Source organism: Thermoactinomyces intermedius, from assembly GCF_013912365.1.
Taxonomy (GTDB): domain Bacteria; phylum Bacillota; class Bacilli; order Thermoactinomycetales; family Thermoactinomycetaceae; genus Thermoactinomyces; species Thermoactinomyces intermedius.
Window position 1 is genome coordinate 1 of record NZ_JACETT010000086.1, and the last position, 1,648, is coordinate 1,648.

Sequence of the window (1,648 nt, forward strand, 5' to 3'; positions counted from 1 at the left end):
CTATTATGTGACAGGGGTCGTCATAAAGTGATTTGTCTAAATAGTACCTATTATCGTTCTTTACTTTTTTAATCATTATCCGATTCCATAGTTAGAAAAGGAAGGGAGAACATGTATATTCCTTCACACTTCCAAATACAAGATGAAGATGTTATTTACGATATTATCGAAAACAATAGTTTTGCTACACTGTTTTCTCAACATAATGGAAATCCATTCGCAACCCACCTACCACTAACGTTTGATAAGAATAAAGAATACTTATATGGGCATTTTGCACGTCCTAATCCTCAATGGAATGATATAGAAAATCAGGATGTCTTAGCAATTTTTCATGGTCCACATTGCTATATCTCACCATCTTGGTACGAGACAAATATAGCAGTCCCTACATGGAATTATGTAGCTGTTCATGTATACGGAAGAGTAAAGATTGTAGACAATGAACAAGAATTAATGAATTCCCTGCGTGACATGGTATTGAAATATGAAGAACCAAATAGTTCATACAAATTAGATCAAGTGGATTCTAAATATTTAGAGAGTATGACTAAAGGAATTGTAGGATTCAAAATCAAAATTAATAAAATCGAAGGTAAGGCAAAGTTGAGTCAAAACCACTCAGTAGAACGGCAAAAACTTATTATTCAGCGATTAGAACAAATTACTAATGAAGATAACCAAAAAATTGCTTCTCTGATGAAAGAGAACCTTAGAAAAAAATCTTAAGTTTTTATCGTACCTATGAGAAACAAAAAACCGGATCAACACAAAACCCACTGATTTTTCAGCGGGTTTTATCATCGGTTCAGCACCTGACGACCAGGCATTTTTTCTTTTTGATCGGGCTTTTTCTCTTCTCCTGCCGATGCAATGAGCAGCTACCTAGAGTTGTTTCGCATGGCTGCGGAATGAGTCCGCTTGCACCGTGCTTCATTGAACAGACCGAGCGCCGGTCTTTGCAGGCTTCAGCCAGATTGCCATAGGCAAGGAGGCGGTCAGCCGAAAAGACCGGCGTGGCTTTTTCTGCAAAAGTAATAGACTATATTTTGGAATTTAGCTATCGATAACATAACAAAACAATATTAATGACCCGTGGTGCTAGTTGAGTCTTAACGCTCAACTAGCACCACGGGTTTAAAATATAAAGTTATGGTAATTTTTTGTTAAAAAGTTATAAATCTACATAGGAGGTATGATAAATGATATTTCAGAGGATAATATTACCTTCAATAACATTGCTATTGGTGATCTGTCACATAACTATTCTCTATTTTTGGGTTTTTGATTGGAAAAAACTAGTTGATAATTATGGTTTAACTATTTGGATTGGTTCAACTTTTTTAGGCATTTTAATCTATTTGACTTACCGAACTTTAAAATCTAAGACGAAAATATTTATAGTTGCCAAGAAGGGTTTCAATCCTCTAGAAGAGGTGTAACCATTTTGACGAGCCGAAGGGCGAAGCAGAATCTTCGTAGACTGATGTTTCAATCCTCTAGAAGAGGTGTAACCATTTTGACAAAAGCAGCGGGGCGACATTCGCAACACTGGCTTGTGAAGGTGAATTGTTTCAATCCTCTAGAAGAGGTGTAACCATTTTGACTGCATGCGTCTGAAACCCTTGACACGCTTGAGGTTCAATAT

The 1,648-nt window shown here is 36.5% G+C and carries 1 protein-coding gene; it reads left to right on the forward strand.

Translation table 11 applies throughout. The annotated features are described in order from the left end of the window. Positions 1 to 111: 111 nt before the first annotated feature. Entirely contained in the window at positions 112 to 729 is a 618-nt protein-coding gene (locus tag H1R82_RS14205; RefSeq protein ID WP_181732903.1) for an FMN-binding negative transcriptional regulator, read from the forward strand. Positions 730 to 1,648: the final 919 nt, after the last annotated feature.